An 18,868-nucleotide genomic window follows, 5' to 3' on the forward strand; every position below is an offset into this window, starting at 1 on the left:
GTACCGACACTCGATGGTGATCGCCTCGGACTATCGGATCCCGGACCCGTCCAAGGTCGCGCCGCTGTTGGAGAAGCGCAGAGACGCACTGGCCGAGTTGGGTGCGCACCACGTGTTGGTGTACCGATCGCTGCACGACGAGGGTCGAGTGCTGGTGATGATCGGCGTCCGCAGTCGCGAACCGGTGGTGGACCTGCTGCGATCCCGGGCGTTCTTCGACTGGTTCGACGCCGTGGGGGTCGAGGACATCCCCGCGGTGTTCGCCGGCGAGATCGCCGACCGCTACGACCTGACCGGGCGGGAGGACGACTACCCGCCCGGTGTGCTGATCTCGACGATCGTGTCGGTTGAGAACGCGGCCCTGTTCGTCAACGAACTGCATTCCGCCAAGGCCAGATTCAAGGCCGCCGGTGTGCGAAAGGTGTGGGTTTTCAAGGCATTCGACGACTCGCACGAGGTCCTGGTCCTTCAGGACATCGACACCGAGGAGAACGCTCGACGCTGGATCGGCCGCCATGACGCGGCCCCCGACTGGATGGAGGACGCCGGTGTCGGCGTCTACCCGCCGCTGTTTCTGGGTGAGTTCGTCCAGATGATGCGGATCGGCGAGGACTGAGGTCCACCGGCGTGTACGTGTGCCTGTGCGTCGGCGTGACCAGTCACACCGTGGCCGACGCGGTCGCCGACGGAGCATGCACCACCAACGACGTCGCGCAGAAGTGCGGCGCCGGTGCTGACTGCGGGCGATGTCGGCGCTCGATTCGCGCCATCATCGAGAGCGCCGATCCTTCTGTTGATTCTTCGGGTGGTCCCTCGGTCAGACGGGGTCGAAGGCCGAGATGAGCCACTTCCCGTCGACCTTGGACAGCGTCACGAGCACACTGCTGGCCGCCATCGACGGGTCCGGGCGGTCATTGCTTGTGGTGGCCTGATTGACGAAGACCAGCACCTTCGCGGTCTCGGGCCCCATCTCGGAGACCGCCGCGCGCACAACCTGCGCGGTGGTTGACACCTGCTTGTCGGCGACGGCCTTGCGGACCACCTCGTCGGTGAACTTCGTGTAGTACGACAGGAAGTCGCCGGTCATCTGAGACTTGGCGGTCTCGAGGTCCTTGTCGAGTTCCTCGGGGGAGTACGTCAGCGCGGCCACGGTGCCACTCTTGGCAGCTTCCAGCGCGGCCTGCTGCGCGGCAGCGTCGACCTTCTGATCGGGTCGGTAGCTGGTGAAGTACAACCAGATGGTGACGGCCGCCGAAGCGGCGAGCAGGACTGCGAGCGACACAACCGTGATCAGGACGCCGAGGTTGCGGCGAGATTCGGCGGCCACAGTGCCCTCGGCCACAGTGCCCTCGGTGTCGGTGGCTTCGGTGTCGGTGGTCGCGTCGGCGTCGTCCGTCTCGGCGGTCACCGTGGCGTCTGCCGCTTCGATGTCGGCCACTTCGGTGTCGGCCGCTGCGGTGTCGGTGGCTGCGGTGTCGGCCACGGTCTCGTCGGCGATCTCCGAGTCCGTCTCGACGTCCTTGGCGAGCTCATCATGGTTGGTGTTCACGGTACGAACTCCACTTTCGACATCTTGATCTGGCCATTGTCCCGTGCGACGTCGATACTCAGTCGCCATGCGCGGGGTTGTTGCTGCTTACCGGCGGTGTTCGACACCTGCGAGGTGGCAGCCACCAGAACAGTCGCGGTGTCGTCGGTCATCTTCTCCACCGCGGTGGCGCGCACATTCGCCTCGGTGACCACCTTCGACTCGTCCATGACGGCCTTGAAGGAGTCCCTGCTCTTCTCGAAGTCCGCGCGAAACTCACCGGTGGTGCTGTCGATCAGGCGCTGCAGGTCGGCGTCGCCGTTGTTGAAGTTCAGTGACATCAGATTGACGACGCCCTGCCGCGCGGCAGCGGCGAACTCGGCCTCTTGGGCGCGCTGCTCATCGGCCTGGTGTCCCGACCACATCAGGAAGCCGCTGGCGGCCACCAGTGCCACCAGGGCAACGGCTGCGACCGCCGCGCTGATGACGTGCCACAGCGCGATCTGCGGACCCTTGGTTTCTGGAAGGCCGATTTCGGAAGCGCGGTCAGCGCCCTCCAGTTGGTCGTCCAGGAGTGCCTCAACACGTGCGCGTGCCGCGGCGGCTTCGGCTTCGGCTTCCGCGGCTTCGGCTTCGGCCTGATCGGCCAGCGACAGCGCCGATTCCGGCGACTCGTCGGTCGAACTCGCTGCCATCACGCTCCTGATGTCGGCATGGTGCCCTCGCGGGCTCCGGTGGTGCGGGCCACGGATTGAGAATGACATTAATCTGCCGGGCCGCGAGGCCAGCCTATCGCACCGCTCCGAAAGCCTTTTTACTATGTTTCATCTGCGGAAATGGGATATCCGATTTCTGGATATCACGCATTCAGGCGCGGCGTCCGAGGCCTCGGGAGCCCTCTGCCGTCGGACCGGCGATGCGCAGTGCACGATGACAATGACCGTACCGTCGGGGAATGTCAAGGATGCTCGGCCGGTCAACGGGAGTTGTCGGCAACCCTCTGTGAGAACAGCCCGATGAGGTTCAGCGGCACCGTGAGGTCAGCTCGATCGGCTCCTGCAGCGGACTGCAGGGCGCCGTCGCGGGCCAGCACCACGAGGCCGTGTGCGAGCGCCCAACTGATCAACGCCAGTTCGGCGGTGCCCGACGGTGCCGCGTCCGAGGCAGCCAACTGCGTGACGGCGTCGTTGAGTACGCCGATCGAGCGTTGCCTTGCGGATGCGAGCGTGGGGTCATCGGTGTGCAGTTCGGTGGGTCGGAACATCAGGTCGAACATCGCCGGGTTGTGGAGGCCGAACTCGACGTAGGCGCGGCCCAGAGCGGCCAACCGGCCCTGGGCGCTGGGCGACTGCGCGATGGATTCCTGCAGTGCCGTGGTCAGCGCTTCGAACCCCTCGGCTGCGATGGCCGTGAGCAGGCCGCGTCGATCGCCGAAGTGATGTTTGGGCGCTGCGTGGGAGACGCCTGCGCGACGAGCCACCGCACGCAGGCTGATGCCCGCGCGGCCATGTTCGATGAGTTCAGTGCGGGCCGCCGCCAGCAGGGCTTCGCGGCCGGAGTGCTCAGTGGTGCTCATGACGAAACCGCACAGTGGTGTTCACGGCCAACCCCTCAGTGGTGTTCACGGCGAAACCCCTCAGCGGTGTTCACGGCCAACCCCCTCAGTGGTGCTCACCGCCAAATTGTCCGTGCGATCCCTTGACACTGTCAAGCGGCGGTGGCAGCCTTGAGTCCAGTTGACAGTGTCAAGGCGATTGCTTCGGGAGGGTGTCATGTCGAACGCCGCAGTGGACCGTGGAGTGCGGGTGGGGGACCGGGAGCGCGAACGGGCGGTGGAGCATCTCGGGCAGGCCATGTCGCAGGGGTATCTGACCCTCGTCGAGTACGAGGATCGGACCGGCCGAGTGATGGCCGCCGAGACCGCTGCCGGATTGCAGAGCGTCCTTGGTGATCTGCCCCTGGGGCGCATCATCCGGCAGGACCCGCGCCGCCGCGACGAGCGGAAGGCCGCCGCGCGGCGCAGCGTCGTCTGGCATGTCCGTGCCTATGTCGCCATGGTGATCATCTGCCTCACGGTGTGGTTGGCGGTCGGGTTGTCGGCGGGAGCCTGGTACTTCTGGCCGCTCTGGCCCATGCTCGGCGGGGCCATCGGCGTCGTATCCCATGCGCTTCCGGTCCGGATGTACGGCCGGCCCGCGGTATCGACGCTGGGCTGCCGCGGGTTGTACCGGTAGTTGGTCTTCTGGGGGCCCGACTTCGACTTCAACTCCGGTGCCCCGATGACACCCACGCCCGTGGCCTTTGCTGCGCCCGCCCCGGTGGCCTCGACTGCGCGAGCCTCGCCCCGGGTGGCCCCGACTGTGCCGGCCTCGCCCCGGGTGGCCTCGACTGCGCCGGGCCGCCCCGGGGTGGCCCCGGCGGCTCAGTTGCCGTCGGGGTCATCGGCTCCCGGTTGGGGTGACCCGGGCCGCCCTTCGTTGCCCTCCTGGTGGGGGTTGAGGAGGTTTTCGGGGTGGTGGTGGTCGTTGACCCGTGGTCCACCGTTGTCGAGGTGCGGTGGGGGGATCCATTCGCAGCGGCCGTCATCGCGGATCCGCGTGGTCCATTTCTCAGGTTCGGGGCCGACTTTGCGGTTGTCGGTCCCGCAGGCCAACGTGAGTTCGTTGACGTTGGTTTCTCCGCCCTCGATCCAGTCTTGGGCGGCGTGATGGACCTGGCATTGGTAGAACGAGGCGGTGCATCCGGGGGCGCTGCAGCCGCGTTCTTTGGAGAACAGGACCAGGCGTTGGGCTGGGGTGGCGATCCGCTTGGCCCGCCCCAGGTAGAGGGCTTGCCCGTCGTCGTCGAACACCGACAGGTAGTGGAAGGCGTGGGAGGCCATCCGGATCAGGTCACGCATCGGCAACAGGGATCCGCCGCCGGTGATCCCGAACCCGGCCCCGGACTGCAGTTCTTTCAAGGTTGTGGTGACGATGACGGTGACGGGCAGGCCGTTGAGTTTCCCGAGTTTCTTCGAAGCCAGGATCATGCGGCCGCCGGCGAGCAGGGCGTCGTGCTGGCGTTGAGCTTTGGTGCGGTGATCGGCCTTGATCTGCGCTTCTGAGGGCCTGCCGGTGACACACGGTGCCTCGTCGTCGGGGTTGCACATCCCGGGTGCGGCGTTTTTCGCCATCACCGGTTCCCAGACCGCCCAGGCTTCCGGGGTGAGGTGTCCACTGACTCGGATGAGCCCGTCAGCACCCTGCTTACCGAAGGTGATCCCTCGGCGGCGTTGGATGTCGGCGTCGTTGAAGGAGCCGTCGGGGTCGAGCCAGAGCAGCATCCGGTTCAACGCGGCCCGGAAGTCGGGCACGCCCAGCGTGGAGGCGTGCCCGGCCGCCAGGGATTCGGCCGCGACTCGGGCGCTGAGGTCGACGTGGTCGGGCAGGGCTTTGAAGAACTCCCGGATGCTCTTCACGTGTGCGGGCCCCACCCGGCCCTCGGCCACCTGCGCGGCCACATTGGGCATGACCGGGTCCAGCACCTCGCCGGTCATCGCCCGCCGGGGACCCAACGCCTCGGCATCGGCGACGCGTTGGCGGGCTTCCTCGGCGGAGATTCGCAACCGATGGGTCAGGACCTTGGTGACCTTGTCGCCACCCAATGCTTCGGGGCCGAGTTCCTCCAACTGGGTGATGAGTTTGTGGTCGACCGTCGCGCTGGCCCAGCTCATTTTCTGCAGGCGTTCCATCACCGTGAGCACCTGCTCTGCCGAGAGATCATCGACGGTCGCAGCGACGAGTTGGGCGTGGGTGGCCTCCAGCTCAGAGAGCAGGTCGGTCACCGAAGTCATATTCGAACACTAGTGCGAAGCACTGACATTAATCGCCGGGATGTGGCAGGAGAAACCAAAGTGGCAGAAGAAGATTCAGGGACACGTGGGATCTAGCAGAAGTCGCTCGTAGCCGGGCATTCTGGCCAGAGGTCCGAAGTCTGAGGAGGCCGCAGGCGGGAGGCGAAGGCCAGGGGCGAGAGGCGGGAGGCGACGGACAGAGGTGACGAGGCGAGAGGCCACGGAGGCCGCAGGCGGGAGGCGACGGACAGAGGCCAGGGGCCACGCCACGTGGCACGGGTCGCCGCTCGCCCGGGGTCCGGCTGCTTGAGGTACGCAATTCCCGAGAAACCGAGAGCGACGGGCGCGACGACAGCGAGACCCGTGCAGTCACAAGACCCAGCGCAACCCACCATGCCAGCTATCGTCGGCACAAGTCGAGTGCAGAGGGGCGCCACGATGACCAACCGATTCTGCGAACTCGCCGGAGTCGAGATTCCCGTCATCGGCGCACCGATGACGTATATCGCCAATGCGGAACTGGCCGCCGCAGTGTCCAATGCCGGCGGACTCGGCATCATCGAGACGACTTCGGAACAGGGTCGGGTCGACCTCACCAGAGTCCGCGACCTCACCGACAAACCGGTGGGCGCCAACATCTCCCTGTTCGTCAAACGGGATCCGGCCTTCGTCGACACACTCGTCGAGCAGGGCATCCGATTCGTCACCACTTCGGCGGGCGACCCACGACTGTTCACCGATCATCTGCGCCAGGCGGGCATCACGGTCTTCCACGTCGTGGGCACCCTGGCCGCCGCGCGCAAGGCCGTCGACGCCGGCGTGGACGGCCTCGTCGTCGAGGGTGTCGAGGGCGGTGGATTCAAGAACCGTTACGGCGCATCGAGTCTGGTGCTGCTGCCACTGGTCGCCGACAGCGTCGACGTTCCGATCGTTGCGGCGGGCGGGATCTGCGACTCGCGGTCGATGGCAGCGGCGTTCGTGCTGGGTGCCGAAGCGGTGCAGATGGGCACCAGGCTGCTGGCGTCGAAGGAGGCTGGCGTGCATGAGAACTTCAAGCGTGCGGTCGTCGACGCCGAGGAGACATCGACAGTGCTGCTGCCGCTCGGGGGAGTGCGAATGATGCGCGTGATCCGCACGGCCACAGCGGAATTGATGGACGCGGGCCACGCCGCCGAACCTGATGGTTCAGCGCTGGAGCGTGTGCGCACACTGTATTTCGACGGCGACATGGCGGCCAGCGTGGCCAATACGGGTCAGGTCGCGGGACGCATCGCAGACGTGCGACCTGCTGCCGACATCATCGCCGAAATGTGGAGCGGCTGCGGCGAAGTGCTCAGTGCCGCAGCCGCCCACATCAGACAAGAGAACTAGCTGACGAACCCGTCCGCTACGGTCAGCGCGGCGTCGAGGATGCGGAGGCCTTCGGCCACCTCGTCGTCGCTGACGTTGCACGGCGGCACCGCGTGGATGCGGTTGAAGTTCGCGAACGGCAGCAGACCGCCGGACTTCAGCGCTCCCAGCGTCGCGACCATCGCGGGGCTGTTGCCGCCGTACGGTGCCAACGGTTCCCGGGTGGCCTGGTTGGCCACCAACTCGATGGCCCAGAACACTCCGAGGCCACGGACCTCACCGACCGACGGGTGCTTGGCGGCAAGTTCGCGCAGGCCGGGGCCCAGCACGTCGGAACCGATCCGGGCCGCATTGCCGACCATGTTCTCGTCTTCCATCACGTTGATGGTCGCGACCGCGCAGGCGGTGGCCAGGGGGTGGCCCGAGTAGGTCAGGCCGCCCGGGTAGGCGCGGTCGGCGAACGTCGCGGCGATGGCGTCGTTGATCGCCACGCCGCCCAGCGGGACGTAGCCGGACGTGACGCCCTTGGCGAAGGTCATCAGGTCGGGCACAACGTCGAAATTCTGGATGGCGAACCACTTTCCGGTTCGTCCGAACCCGGCCATGACCTCGTCGGCGATCATCACAATGCCGTACTTGTTGCAGATCTCCCGGACGCCGGCCATGTACCCGGGCGGGGGCACCATGATGCCCGCGGTCCCGGGAACCGACTCGAGGATGATCGCCGCGAAGGAACTCGGCCCCTCCATCTGGATCAGCTTGTCCAGGTACTCCAGGGCGCGCTGGCTCTCCTGCTCCTCGGTCTCGGCGTTGAACGACGAGCGGTACAGGAACGGGCCGTTGAAGTGCACGACGCCGCTGTTGCCGTAGTCGTTGGGCCAGCGCCGCGGGTCACCGGTCAGGTTGATCGCGGTGTCGGTGCCGCCGTGGTACGAGCGGTACCGAGCCAGCACCTTGTAGCGACCGGTGTGCAGACGCGCCATGCGGATGGCGTGCTCGACGGCGTCGGCGCCCGCGTTGGTGAAGAACACGCGGTTCAGGTCACCGGGGGTGCGCTCGGCGATCAGACGCGCGGCCTCCGAACGCGCCGCATTGACGTGCGACGGAGCAATCGTGCACAGCTTGGCGGCCTGCTCGGCAATCGCCGCGACGACCTTCGGGTGCTGGTGGCCGATGTTGGTGTTGACCAACTGCGAGCTGAAGTCCAAGAGGCGGTTGCCCTCGCCGTCCCACACATAGGAGCCCTCGGCGGCCAGCACCGTCATCGGCTTGATCTGAGCCTGTGCGGACCACGAGTGGAACACGTGCGCGCGGTCGAGCTCGTAAGCACGCTGGCCTTCGGCGATGGCGGTGTCGAGATCCTGCCCGCTGGGCAGGATCGTGGTGGTGTCCAGAGAAGTCATGTTCGTCCTATGCGCTCAGTTGTTCTGCGGGAAGCCGAGATTGATGCCACCGTGACTCGGGTCGAGCCAGCGGGTGGTCACCACCTTGCCGCGGGTGAAGAAGTGCACGCCTTCGGTGCCGTGCGCGTGGGTGTCGCCGAACAGTGAGGCCTTCCACCCACCGAAACTGTAGTACGCCGTGGGCACGGGGATCGGCACGTTGATGCCGACCATGCCGACCTCGACCTCGTTCTGGAAGCGGCGTGCCGCGCCACCGTCGTTGGTGAAGATCGCGGTGCCGTTGCCGTAGGGGTTGGCGTTGATCAGTGCCAGGGCCTCGTCGTAGGTCTCGACGCGCACCACCGACAGCACGGGGCCGAAGATCTCATCGGTGTAGACGCTCATCTCGGGGGTGACGTGGTCGAGCAGGGTCGGGCCCAGCCAGAATCCGTCGGCGCCACCGTCAGCGGCGACGTTGCGGCCGTCGACGACGACCTTGGCGCCGTCGGCCTCGCCGGCATCGATGTAGGAGGCCACCTTGTCGCGGTGGGCCTTGGTGACCAGCGGGCCCATGTCAGCGTCGCGGGTGCCGTCACCGGTCTTCAGCGTCACGGCGCGCTCGGCGATCTTGGCGACCAGCTCGTCGGCGATCGGGCCGACGGCGACGGCCGCGCTGATGGCCATGCAGCGCTCACCGGCGCTGCCGAAACCGGCGTTGATCATGGCGTCGGCGGCCAGGTCCAGGTCGGCGTCGGGCAGGATCAGCGCGTGGTTCTTGGCGCCGCCGAGGGCCTGGACGCGCTTGCCGTGGCTGGTGCCGGTGGCGTAGACGTACTGCGCGATCGGGGTGGATCCGACGAAGGACACGGCCTTGACGGTCGGGTTGGTCAGCAGTTCGTCGACGGCGACCTTGTCACCCTGCAGCACGTTGAACACACCGGCAGGCAGGCCGGCCTCGGCCCACAGTTCGGCGATCCACAGCGCTGCCGAGGGATCCTTCTCCGAGGGCTTGAGCACCACGGTGTTGCCCGCGGCGATCGCGACGGGGAAGAACCACATCGGCACCATGGCGGGGAAGTTGAAGGGGGAGATGACGCCGACCACGCCGAGGGGTTGGCGGATCGAGGCGACGTCGACGTTGGTCGACGCGTTCTCGGTCATTCCGCCCTTGAGCAGGTGTGGGATGCCGCAGGCGAACTCGACGACCTCCTGGCCGCGGGTGACCTCGCCGAGGGCGTCGGAGAGCACCTTGCCGTGTTCGCTGGTGATGATCGCCGCCAACTCGTCCTTGCGGGCGTTGAGCAGTTCACGGAACGCGAAGAGAACCTGGCTGCGCTTGGCCAGCGAGGTGTCCCGCCACGCGGGGAAGGCCGCGGCGGCGGCGTCGATCACCGCACGCGCGTCCTCGACCGAGGCCAGCGCGACCTCACCAGTGGTCGCTCCGGTGGCGGGGTTCGTGACCGGAGCGGTCCTGTCGCTGACGCCGGAGAATTTCTTGCCGTCTGCCCAATGGCCGATGATGGGGGTGCTCGTCATGGGAATGATTGTTGCGCGGATATCGCCCACATATGACCGACAATGTGTAAGGCCGCCGACTCAGTGATTTACGCTATGTCAAATGGAGCCCACGCTTAAGGAGATTCTGGCCCTGCCGGTGCTGCAGGCCGGGCAGCCGGAGGTCGTCCTCGGTGACGACGAGGCGCTGGGCCGCCGCGTCCGTTGGGTGCACGTCAGCGAGCTGAGCGACCTGTCGAACCTCCTCGAAGGCGGCGAGCTGGTGCTGACCACTGGTCTCGCACTGACCGATGGCCGCCTGCGCGACGGCTACCTTCCCGGCCTGGCGGCGGCGGGTGCCGTCGGCGTTGTCGTCGAGTTGGGTCTGCACGTCGACGAGGTGCCTGCGTCGGTGCTGGCCGCCGGCGCCGATCTGGGCATGGCGGTCGTGGCTCTGCACCGCCCGGTGCGCTTCGTCGAAGTCACCGAAGAGGTGCACCGGCGCATCGTGGCCGATCAGTATGCGGAGGTCGACTACGCCCGCCGGGCACACGAGACCTTCACCGCGCTGAGCATGCGCCGTGCCTCGTTGGACGAGATCGTTCGGGTGGCGGCCGACATGCTCAGCGCCCCACTGGTTCTTGAGGACCTCAACCGAAAGGTGCTGGCGTACGCGGGCCATGGGATGGCCGCACCCGAACTCCTGGGCGACTGGGAGCGCCGGTCACGTCTGAACCCGGACGCCGGTCCGCAGGCGTGGCTGAGCCGACGTGTCGGTCCCTATCGTCAGGAGTGGGGTCGCCTGATCGCGCCGACGCTCACCGAGACGTCGCGCGTCGTGATGACCATCGAACGTGCGGCGCAGGCGCTGGCACTGCACCGCATGGTCGAGCAGGACCGAATGTCGTTGGAACTTCGGGCCCAGAGCGGTCTGGTCGACGATCTGCGGCACGGCCGCGTGCGTGACGAGGCGGAGGCCACGTCGCGGGCCCACGCGCTGGGACTGCGGCCGTCGCTGGCGTACGTGCCCATGACGGTGCGGTTGGCCGATTCGAAGGGGCCCGATCAGGTTGTGGTCCAGCAGCGTCGAGTCCGCACTCTCGACGCGGTGGTGCACGCAGTGCGGTCGCGGCGACACACCGTGCTGGCGGCGGCCAGAGAAGACGGCGTCATCGACCTGCTGCTGGCGCCTCGGCATTCCGTGCCGGGCGCGGACTCCGAAGCCGTCCTCGATGAGCTGTGTCTGCAGATCCGTGAGGTCGTGAAAAATATTGACGGCGTCAACGACTGCGTGATCGGTGTGGGTCCGGAGTCGACCCGGCTCGTCGAGGCTGCCGGCGGGTTGGCGGAAGCCGACCATGTCGCGGAAGTCGCTGTGGCGCTCCTCGATTCCGGACGGTCTTTCTACCGTGCCGCCGACGTGCGGCTGCGCGGCCTGCTGGCGCTGGTGCGTACGGATCCGCGGGTTCAGGCCTTCGCTGAGACCGAACTGCGTTCGGTGCTGGCCGACCGAGCCAAGCACGGGGATGACATGTTCGAACTGCTGCAGACGTATCTGGAGGTCGGTGGGAACAAGACCGAACTCGCCAAACGGCTGCACCTGTCCCGGCCGACGCTGTACGCCCGGCTCGCGGCATTGCAGCGGATGCTCGGCGTGGACCTCGAGGACGCGGAGTCGCGGACATCCCTACACGTGGCCATGCTCATCCTGCAGAGGTGATGAGATAGTGCGGTGAGCGAGCCGAGCAGACCTGACCCTGAACCAGCGGTGAGCGCGCGGGGCATCATCATGCGGGGGCCATGGGGGCCTGTCTACGGGCCCATCGACCTGGACATCGACGCCGGTGGCGTGACCGTCCTGGTGTGTCCCGCCGGGACCGGACGCACCGCGTTGCTGCTCACCGTGGCCGGCCGGATGAGTCCGATATCGGGGCAGATCTCGGTGTTCGGCCGGGCCCGCGTGGGGGAGATCTTCGCCTCGGCCGCGCTGGCGGGCATCGACGAGATCGATGCCGTCACCGAATCGGTGACGGTACGAGACCTGATCACCGAACAGCTGCGCTGGGACGCCCCGTGGTACCGGCTCGTCCGTCGCGCGGATCAGGGCGACCTCGAGACGCTGTGCGCCCCCGTGTTCGGTGAGCTGCCGCTGCCTCCGCTGACCGAGTACGTCCACGAACTCTCCGAGCTTGACCGCCTGCTGCTGCGGATCGCGCTGGCGAACACCAAGAAGCCGCCGCTGCTGGTGGTCGGCAACCTCGACCACATCACCAGCGACGCCAACCGCGCGGTCCTGATTGAGCGGCTCATCGCGTTGGGTGAACACCAGACCGTGGTCACGGCCACTGTCAACGGAACTGACGGACATGCCGTCCGCGCGCAGATCGAGGTGGCCAACACGACCCACGCCGAACTGGCCGGCGTGATGAAAGGTGATGACTGACCGTGCTTGCCGGAATGTCGTTGGGCACTGACCTCAAGCGCTACTCCCGCGGCGCGTTGCCGCGTATCGCGCTGGCGACCGTCATCGTGCTGCCGCTGCTCTACGGTGCGATGTACCTGTGGGCGTTCTGGAACCCTTTCAACGAAGTCGACAAGGTGCCCGTGGCGCTGGTCAACGAGGACATCGGCGCGCAGACGCAGGGCGAGGAACTGCGCGCCGGCGATGAGGTGGCCCAGAACCTGATCGCGTCGAAACAGTTGGATCTGCACGAGGTTTCGGCGCAGGAGGCCAAAGATGGGGTGGCCTCAGGCAAGTACTACTTCTCCGTCACTCTGCCGTCGGACTTCAGTGCCGACATCGCCTCACCGACCGGCGGGGACCCACAACAGGCCAAGATCGTCTTCACGTTCAACAACGCCAACAACTACCTTGCCTCGATCATCGGCCAGGAGGCCGCGCACCAGGTGATCAGCGAGGTCAACGCGAGCATCGGTGAGCGGACCGTGGGTACGGTGCTGACCGGGTTGACGGACGCGGGCCAGGGCCTGGTCGAGGCCGCCGACGGTGCCCAGCAGTTGGCCAGCGGTCTGGGTGCGGCCGACAGTGGCGCGGATCGGCTGGCCTCGGGAGCGGGCACGCTCGCGGCCGGTCTGGTCACCGCACGCGACGGATCCGCGCAGCTGGCGGCCGGCACTCATCAGCTCGCGGGTGCGGTCGACACTGCGGTGGACCCCCTGATCGACGTGCTGGATCGGCTCGCACCCCTGGACCTCGACCCCGACGAAGTCGGTTTGGCGGCCCAGCGGCTCAGCGGCGCCGTCCGGTCGACAACCGACCGGATCGCGGCACTCAACATCGACTACGCACAGGCTGCGGCCATCGTCGATCAGGCCGTCGGGATGCTGCGCAACAGCCCCGATCCCACGGTGCGCGATGCCGGCGAGTTTCTGGCCAGCGCGCAGCGCCTGCTGAATTCACAGGGCATCGATCCGAGGACCGACGCCGGACTGCTCAAGCTCCGGGACAGTGCGACGACACTCGAGAACGAACTCGGCGACCCGAACAGCAAGCTGCGGAAGTTCATCACCAATACCCTCAACGGCGGGCTCCGCAACGACGTGGTGAAGCTGCGCAACGGCGTCGACGAACTGAACTCCGGAGCGCAGCGGTTGAACCAGGGGCTGGTTCAACTGGCCGACGGCGGTGCAAAGTTGGCCGTCGGTGCCCGCGAACTCGCCGCAGGCACCCAGAAACTTGAGGCCGGCGGCAACGAACTGGCGGCCAAGCTGCGTGAGGGCTCGACTCAGGTGCCGTCGTGGACGCCGCAACAGCGCACCGACGTCGCACGTACGCTGGCGCAACCTGTGGCGCTGGATCTCGTGACCGACAACCCCGCGCCGACCTTCGGTACCGGATTCGCGCCGTTCTTCCTCCCGCTGGCACTGTTCATCGGTGCGCTGATCATCTGGATGTTGTTGACACCGTTGCAGTCCCGGCCCATCGTCAACGGGTTGGGTGCGCTGCGGGTTGTGCTGGCCTCGTATTGGCCTGCGTCGCTGATCGCACTGTGCCAGGTGTTGGTGATGTACATCGTGGTCCATTTCGGGGTGGGATTGCGGCCCAAGTACGCGCTGGCCACCGTCGCATTCCTGCTGTTGGTCGTCGCGGCGTTCCTGGCCCTCATCCAGGCGTTCAACGCGGTGTTCGGGGTCGCGGTGGGACGGGTTCTGACGCTGGCCTTCCTGATGTTCCAGTTGGTGTCGGCCGGCGGCATCTATCCGGTGGAGACCACCGCGAAACCGTTCCAGATCATCCACCCGTTCGATCCGATGACCTACGCCGTCAACGGTTTACGCCAGCTCACCGTGGGAGGAGTGGACTCCCGGCTGTGGGTGGCGATCCTCGTGTTGGTCGGTGTGCTGGTGGCATCGCTGGCAGCCAGCGCATGGGCAGCCCGGCGAAACCGGCAGTACACCATGGAACGCCTGTACCCCCCCATCGAGGTGTGATCCGGGATCAGTGCTGGCGGCCCACGCCCAACAGGGACTGCGCACCGCGGTTCATGAGTTGGCGCGCCACGATCAGCCGTTGAATCTCGCTGGCGCCCTCCCAGATCCGCTCGACGCGCAGTTCACGGAACATCCGTTCGGCCACGTTCTCGCGCATGTAGCCGCGGCCGCCGAAGACCTGCACGGCACGATCGGCCACCCGTCCGGCCATCTCCGAGCAGTACAGCTTGGCCATCGATGCCTGACCGTGCAGTGTCTTGCGGTCCATGCCCGCGTCGATGGACCGCGCGACCTCGTAGAGCATCGTGCGCGCGGCGAACAGTTCGGTGACGCTGTCGGCCAGCATGCCGGCGACCAGTTGGTGTTCACCGAGCGGTCGGCCGCCGACGACACGGTCCGTGGCGAACGCCGTCATCTCGTCGACGAGGCGCTGGGCCGCCCCGACGCAGCGGGCGGCGACCATGAGACGTTCGAACCGAAACCAGTCCTGGCTGAACGTCATTCCCTCACCCTCGGCACCCACCAGGTGTGTTTTCGGAACCCGGACGTCGGTGAAGGACACGATGGGGTGCTCGTCGGCGATGTGGTGGCTGTACTTCGGGGTGCGTACCACCTCTACACCCGGCCAGGGCAGATCGACCACGAGAAGCACATGTTCGCCAGCGAATTCGCCGTCGGTGAGCACGGCCTGGACGAAGACGTAGTCGGCCAGGTTGAACGACGTGACGTGCCACTTGATGCCGTTGACCACATAGTCGTCGCCATCGCGACGCGCCGTGGCGGTCAGATCGGAGACATCCGAACCGGCGAACTCCTCGGTGATCGCATAGGCCTCATGCTTCTCGCCGCGCACACCCGGCAGCAGCCATCGCTCGCGCTGGAAGTCGGTGGCCACGTCGACCCACCACTGCGGGGGAGTGTGCATCACCCAGGCCAGCCCATTGGTGACGCGGCCGACCTGCTCCTGCACCAGCACCTGCTGCAGGGCGGTGCACCCCGGACCGCCCGCAGACTTAGGGATGTTGGTGGCGTACAAACCGAGTTCGATCGCGCGGTCCTGATGTTCGGCCGTCACCTCCTTGGGCAACTGGCCTCCGGCGAGTTCGGCCTCCACCTCATGGGGGATCAGCGATTCGGCGAACTCGTAGGCGGTGTCGCGGATGCGCTGATCGTCGGCCGACAGACCGTACATGCGGCCTCCCTCTACTCTTGACTGAGCGTTCAGTCTATGCCACGGTTCCGTAGTATGACCAGCTCATCTTCGAGTGCCGACGTGGTGGTGGTCGGGGGTGGCACCGTCGGCGCATGGACGGCGGCACTTCTCGCCGAACGTGGTGTGGAGCATGTGATTCTGCTCGACTCCGCGACGCTGGGGGAGGGTGCGAGCAGCCGCGCGGCAGGTATGGTCCGCGCGCAGGGCGGCACCGAGACGGCCATCAGGCTGGGCATGCGCAGCCAGGATTTCTACCGCTCCAGCGGCCAGCGGTTTCCGCTCGACTGCGGATTTGTGGAACAGGGATATCTCATGCCGTGCTTCAGCGCAGCCGAGGTTTCTGCGGCCCACGACCGAATTGCGTTGCAGCGCAGTCTCGGGCTGGAGGTGGAGTGGCTGGCGTCGGACGATCTCGACGCGCGGGACACGGGTCTGGCGCCCGGGGTCACCATGGGCGCGTCCAATGCACCGGGGGACGGCTTCATCGACGCGCCGCGAAATGTGCTGGCCTACACCGCGGCGCTGACGGCGCACAACGTCGACGTCCGCGAGCGCTGCGCCTTCACGGGTCTGCGGACCTCCGGTGGCCGCGTGATCGGCGTCGACACCGCGGCGGGGCCCATCGACACCGACCGCGTGGTGCTTACCGGTGGTCCGCAACTCGGTGAGGTCGGTGCGCTTGCGGGAGGTCGGGTCCATGCCGGCGGCACCCGGCATCAGGTGGTGGTGACCGCCCCAGTTCCGGGCGTCGACGTCCGCACGCTGCCGATGGTCTTCGATGTCGTGTCGGGAATCTATTGGCGCCCGGGGGAATCCGGGGGTCTGCTGTGGGGGATGAGCAATCCTGACGAGGCACCGGGTGCGGCGGCCGAGTTCGACTGGCAGTACTTCGAGAAGGCCCGCCGCCGCATTGAAGAACTGTATCCGGCGGTCCGAGGACTGGGGTTGCGCCGGACGTGGGCCGCGACCATCGACTACACCCCCGACCATCTGCCGATCCTGGGACCGCTGCTGACCGATGACGGCCCAGTCGTCGGAACCGTGGTGGCCAGCCCCGCGGGTCACGGCATGATGTGGGGCCCCGCGGTTGCCGAGGTGGCGGCCGATCTCACGTGGGCGGGCCACTGCGAGTGGCTGGATCTCACCGATCTGGGCCTGGACCGCTTCGACGCGCACGGCCGCAGCAGGCTGGAACCCGAACCGATTTCACTTCCATTCCCAGAGAAGGTGTCCTCATGACCGTGCCCGTGATCACTCCCTTGCTGGCCGGTGCCGCCGACGCCGAACTCGAGGACTGGGGCCCGCTGGAAGAGGCCACCGGCGCGCCGATGGCGACTCACGGACTGGAGATGTGGGCGAAGGGTGAGCGGTCCGCCGGTGTCTGGCAGTGTGCGCCGGGGCCCTCGCGGTGGACGCTGGAGAACAACGAGGTGATCTTCCTGGTGGCGGGGCGGATGACCGTCACGCCGGATGATGGTGAGCCGATCGAGGTGGGCGCCGGCGATATGGCGGTGTTCCCGAAAGGATGGACCGGCACGTGGGACATCCACGAGACAGTCCGAAAGGTCTACAGCATCTTCTGAGCGCGCGGAAGCGTCAGAGCGTCGACCGCGACCGCGCCGGTCGGCGACACGATCACCGGATTCGCCTCGACCGCATCGAGGACATCGCCGAGTTCTGCGGCCAGGGCGGAGAATCCGACGACCACACGTACCAACGCCGCGATGTCTGCTGGAGGTTGACCACGCCACCCGTGCAACAGGGGCGCGATGCGGAGTCTGTTGAGCAGTTCGTCCGCGAGAGTCGGAGACACCGGCGGACAGGCCACCACGCGATCACCCAGTACCTCGACATGTACGCCGCCCGCAGCCACCACCACAAGCGGACCGAATGCCGCGTCACGCACAAACCCCACCGAGATCTCGACGCCCGGCGTCACCATCGCGTCGACGGTGGCGCCGGGCCCGAGAGTTTCCGTCATCGTCGAGTAGGCGGCGCTGAGCGCGGCCGGACCGGTGAGGTTCAGCACGACACCGCCGACATCGCTCTTGTGCGCGACGGCCGTGGTCTTCAATGCCACGGGGTAGCCCATCCTCTCCGCGGCGCGCAGGGCCTCGTCGAGTCCGGTGGCGGAACGGGACTCGACGACGGGAACACCGTAGTCGCGGAGCAGTTCGAACCCCCCGAGATCTCCCGCGGCGAACCGACGGCGCCATCGTTCCCGTCGGACCTCGTCGATTGCCCTCGGCGTGCGGTCGGTCGAGGATGGCCATGTCGCGAGATGTCCCAGTGCCGCAACACCGCTGCGCACACCCTCGAGCACGGCGACGCCGTTCTCCCGCAGGCGGCGTGCTGCCGCGCCGTCGATCGCCGACGGCACCGACGTCAGCACCGCCAACGGTGCGTCGGTGCGGCGTGCGACGTCGATGACGGCGTCGGGGTAGGCCGTGTCGCCGTCGAACTCGGGGACCAGATCGACCGCCAGCGCGGTGACGGCGACCGCGGGATCGTCGGCCATCTGCTGAAGGCACGCGCCGAACAGGCCGAACGTGTCCTGCCCCGTGCCCCAGACGTCGAGCGGATTGGTGGCCGACAGACCGTCGTCGAGCAGTGCGCCGATCGCGGCGGTGGTGGCGGGGGACAGATCGGCGAACTCGACGCCCGCGGCGTGCGCGATGTCGGCGCACAGGGCACGTTCGGCGCCGGAGTCGTGCACCGTCGCGATGCCGTGTCGACCGGGGCGCCTTCTCCGCCCGGCCGCGAAGAGCTCGACTGTGTCGGTGAATTCCGCCAAGTCAGTGACGCGCACAGCGCCGGTCGCAGCGCAGAACGCGGCCCATGCCTCGGTGTCGCCCGCCAAGGCCCCGGAATGCGCGGCGACCATGGCGCGTCCGCGCGGTGAACCACCGACCGTCAGGATCACCACGGGGACTTCGCGTTCAGCGGCCCGAAGCAGCGAGGACCGCAGTCGGGCCGCATCGCGTGGAGTCTCGAGCAGCAGGGCGATCAGGGCGGTCTCCGGATCGTCAAGTGCGTAGTCGATGTAGTCCGCGGTGTCGGTGACGAGTTCCTGACCCGAGGACACCGCGAGTCGGAAACCGAACCCGCGGTGGGTGCGCAGCAGCGTCGAGAACGCCGACCCGGAATGGGTCACGAGCGCGATGCCGCCCTGCGGCAGGGGGTGCGGTTCCAGGTATCCCAGGGCGCGCACGCCGGAGGCGTTGTTGATGAAACCCATGCATCCCGCACCGCACAGTGCCATGCCGGCGTCGGCTGCCACCGCGGTGACCGAATCACGCAGTCCCGGTTGATGTGCGGACCCGAACAGCACCGCTGAACGCGCACCGATCGACGCTGCCTCCGTCAACTGTCCGAGCAGAGTGGCATCGGGCACGCCCAACAGCACCAGGTCCGGCGACTCCGGCAACGCGTCCAGGCGGGGCACGCAGGCGATTCCGTCGATGGAGTCGTAGCGCGGGTTCACCAGGTGCACGCGCGCGCTCCCACGCCGGGCCTCGGTCACCATGCGGGCGCCGAAGCTGTCCTGGCGGGGACTGGCACCCACCACCGCAACCGAGCGGGCCTCGAGCATCGCCGCCACGGCGGCTCGCCGGGCG

At 67.3% G+C, this 18,868-nt stretch carries 17 protein-coding genes; 9 read left to right on the top strand and 8 right to left on the bottom strand.

What is annotated here, in order from left to right; all coding sequences use genetic code 11:
* Nucleotides 1-13 precede the first annotated feature (13 nt).
* On the top strand, nucleotides 14-616 hold the full coding sequence (locus G6N34_RS06105) for a fatty-acid--CoA ligase (protein WP_276061830.1): 603 nt from the start codon (nucleotides 14-16) through the stop codon (nucleotides 614-616).
* Nucleotides 617-627: 11 nt separating this feature from the next.
* Nucleotides 628-843: a (2Fe-2S)-binding protein gene (locus tag G6N34_RS06110; RefSeq protein WP_085152725.1), complete on the top strand. Its 216-nt coding sequence runs from the start codon at nucleotides 628-630 to the stop codon at nucleotides 841-843.
* On the opposite strand, the gene G6N34_RS06115 is transcribed toward G6N34_RS06110, so the two are convergent.
* The 3 genes from G6N34_RS06115 to G6N34_RS06125 all read right to left on the bottom strand — a co-directional run bounded on the left by G6N34_RS06115 (nucleotide 818) and on the right by G6N34_RS06125 (nucleotide 3,104).
* A complete protein-coding gene (locus G6N34_RS06115) occupies nucleotides 818-1,438 on the bottom strand; it encodes a hypothetical protein (RefSeq protein WP_085152879.1) in 621 nt (206 codons plus the stop codon). The genes G6N34_RS06110 and G6N34_RS06115 overlap by 26 nt on opposite strands.
* 107 nt (nucleotides 1,439-1,545) lie before the next feature.
* Nucleotides 1,546-2,223: an Rv1363c family protein gene (locus tag G6N34_RS06120; protein WP_109788546.1), complete on the bottom strand. Its 678-nt coding sequence runs from the start codon at nucleotides 2,221-2,223 to the stop codon at nucleotides 1,546-1,548.
* Between the two features lie 281 nt (nucleotides 2,224-2,504).
* A complete protein-coding gene (locus G6N34_RS06125; RefSeq protein ID WP_085152724.1) occupies nucleotides 2,505-3,104 on the bottom strand; it encodes a TetR/AcrR family transcriptional regulator in 600 nt (199 codons plus the stop codon).
* A 196-nt stretch (nucleotides 3,105-3,300) separates the two neighbouring features.
* On the opposite strand from G6N34_RS06125, the gene G6N34_RS06130 reads away from it, so the two are divergent.
* Nucleotides 3,301-3,762, top strand: a complete 462-nt coding sequence (locus G6N34_RS06130; protein WP_085152723.1) for a DUF1707 domain-containing protein — start codon at nucleotides 3,301-3,303, stop codon at nucleotides 3,760-3,762.
* 188 nt (nucleotides 3,763-3,950) lie between these two features.
* Here G6N34_RS06130 and G6N34_RS06135 read toward each other — a convergent pair whose 3' ends face one another.
* Nucleotides 3,951-5,360 (bottom strand): HNH endonuclease signature motif containing protein, encoded by a 1,410-nt coding sequence (locus tag G6N34_RS06135; RefSeq protein WP_163645324.1) that lies wholly within the window; start codon nucleotides 5,358-5,360, stop codon nucleotides 3,951-3,953.
* Between the two features lie 438 nt (nucleotides 5,361-5,798).
* Here G6N34_RS06135 and G6N34_RS06140 point away from each other — a divergent pair, with 438 nt between their 5' ends.
* On the top strand, nucleotides 5,799-6,731 hold the full coding sequence (locus G6N34_RS06140) for an NAD(P)H-dependent flavin oxidoreductase (RefSeq protein ID WP_109788550.1): 933 nt from the start codon (nucleotides 5,799-5,801) through the stop codon (nucleotides 6,729-6,731).
* Here G6N34_RS06140 and G6N34_RS06145 read toward each other — a convergent pair.
* Together G6N34_RS06145 and G6N34_RS06150 are read right to left on the bottom strand one after the other, a co-directional pair.
* On the bottom strand, nucleotides 6,728-8,113 hold the full coding sequence (locus G6N34_RS06145; protein WP_085152905.1) for an aspartate aminotransferase family protein: 1,386 nt from the start codon (nucleotides 8,111-8,113) through the stop codon (nucleotides 6,728-6,730). The genes G6N34_RS06140 and G6N34_RS06145 overlap by 4 nt on opposite strands.
* Before the next feature lie 15 nt (nucleotides 8,114-8,128).
* Nucleotides 8,129-9,628 carry a CoA-acylating methylmalonate-semialdehyde dehydrogenase gene (locus G6N34_RS06150; RefSeq protein ID WP_085152907.1) on the bottom strand — a complete coding sequence of 500 codons (1,500 nt, stop codon included), beginning with the start codon at nucleotides 9,626-9,628 and terminating at the stop codon, nucleotides 8,129-8,131.
* A gap of 82 nt (nucleotides 9,629-9,710) precedes the next feature.
* Here G6N34_RS06150 and G6N34_RS06155 point away from each other — a divergent pair, with 82 nt between their 5' ends.
* The 3 genes from G6N34_RS06155 (at nucleotide 9,711) to G6N34_RS06165 (ending at nucleotide 14,038) form a co-directional block, all read left to right on the top strand.
* Nucleotides 9,711-11,306, top strand: coding sequence for a PucR family transcriptional regulator (locus G6N34_RS06155; protein ID WP_085152909.1), 1,596 nt, complete (start codon nucleotides 9,711-9,713; stop codon nucleotides 11,304-11,306).
* 69 nt (nucleotides 11,307-11,375) lie between these two features.
* Nucleotides 11,376-12,029, top strand: coding sequence for an ATP-binding cassette domain-containing protein (locus tag G6N34_RS06160; protein ID WP_085153287.1), 654 nt, complete (start codon nucleotides 11,376-11,378; stop codon nucleotides 12,027-12,029).
* A gap of 14 nt (nucleotides 12,030-12,043) precedes the next feature.
* Entirely contained in the window at nucleotides 12,044-14,038 is a 1,995-nt protein-coding gene (locus tag G6N34_RS06165) for a YhgE/Pip domain-containing protein (RefSeq protein ID WP_085152911.1), read from the top strand.
* A 7-nt stretch (nucleotides 14,039-14,045) separates the two neighbouring features.
* Here the strand turns inward: G6N34_RS06165 and G6N34_RS06170 are convergent, their stop codons facing one another.
* Complete coding sequence (locus G6N34_RS06170) at nucleotides 14,046-15,230, bottom strand: acyl-CoA dehydrogenase family protein (RefSeq protein WP_085152913.1); 1,185 nt, start codon at nucleotides 15,228-15,230, stop codon at nucleotides 14,046-14,048.
* A gap of 54 nt (nucleotides 15,231-15,284) precedes the next feature.
* Here G6N34_RS06170 and G6N34_RS06175 point away from each other — a divergent pair, with 54 nt between their 5' ends.
* Both G6N34_RS06175 and G6N34_RS06180 read left to right on the top strand, forming a co-directional pair.
* A complete protein-coding gene (locus G6N34_RS06175) occupies nucleotides 15,285-16,490 on the top strand; it encodes an NAD(P)/FAD-dependent oxidoreductase (protein WP_085152915.1) in 1,206 nt (401 codons plus the stop codon).
* Nucleotides 16,487-16,834, top strand: a complete 348-nt coding sequence (locus tag G6N34_RS06180; RefSeq protein ID WP_085152917.1) for a cupin domain-containing protein — start codon at nucleotides 16,487-16,489, stop codon at nucleotides 16,832-16,834. Before G6N34_RS06175 ends, G6N34_RS06180 begins: the two co-directional genes overlap by 4 nt.
* On the opposite strand, the gene G6N34_RS06185 is transcribed toward G6N34_RS06180, so the two are convergent.
* Nucleotides 16,819-18,843 (bottom strand): acetate--CoA ligase family protein, encoded by a 2,025-nt coding sequence (locus G6N34_RS06185; RefSeq protein ID WP_234812970.1) that lies wholly within the window; start codon nucleotides 18,841-18,843, stop codon nucleotides 16,819-16,821. The genes G6N34_RS06180 and G6N34_RS06185 overlap by 16 nt on opposite strands.
* Nucleotides 18,844-18,868: the final 25 nt, after the last annotated feature.

Origin of the sequence: Mycolicibacterium confluentis (assembly GCF_010729895.1) — a bacterium.
GTDB classification, from domain to species: Bacteria; Actinomycetota; Actinomycetes; order Mycobacteriales; family Mycobacteriaceae; genus Mycobacterium; species Mycobacterium confluentis.